We start from the raw sequence: 518 nt of genomic DNA, 5'->3' as shown, positions 1-518 counted from the left end.
ACCGACAGCGCCATGTGCCCCGGCGCCCCCGGGTCCGTGATGATCCCATCCATCTTCCCGTCCGCGTCAAACTGTCCGCCATCTTCAATGTGGAAATCCAGCCGCAGGCGTCCTCCCTCCATCACCATCTTGCCTCCGTAGGGTTCGCTGGCAATGTTCACCCATTGGCCGCTGGCGTTCTCTTTCCAGTATCCATTCACGCCCAGCGCCGGGTCCACGTACAGGCTGAAGTTCTCTCCTGTCCTGCCTTGCCCCAACTCTACCGTGAAGCTCACCAATCCAATGGGCATTTGCATGCCCGCTGGCAGGTCTGTCGGCGCGTCCTTCTGCGTCAGGCTGGTGATGCGTGCATTGTCGTTGCCGCTGCCCACCTTGCCGTCCTGGCTGCTGGCCACCAACGTGGTGAAAGTAGGCGGTGCGTTGCCGGGGTTGCTCTCGCCAGTAGGGCTGAGCACGAAGCCGATGGAGCCTACCGAGGGCTGCTCGCTGTCCTTGATGCCGTCTCCGTTGCCGTCTCC

General features: G+C 62.5%; 1 protein-coding gene. It reads right to left on the bottom strand.

From position 1 onward, the window contains the following. On the bottom strand, window positions 1-518 hold a 518-nt coding region (locus tag ACT531_RS21730; RefSeq protein ID WP_476018764.1), incomplete at both ends, for a choice-of-anchor U domain-containing protein.

Source organism: Acidovorax sp. DMC1 (assembly GCF_056314325.1).
This window is presented reverse-complemented; position numbering and strand designations above follow the sequence as displayed.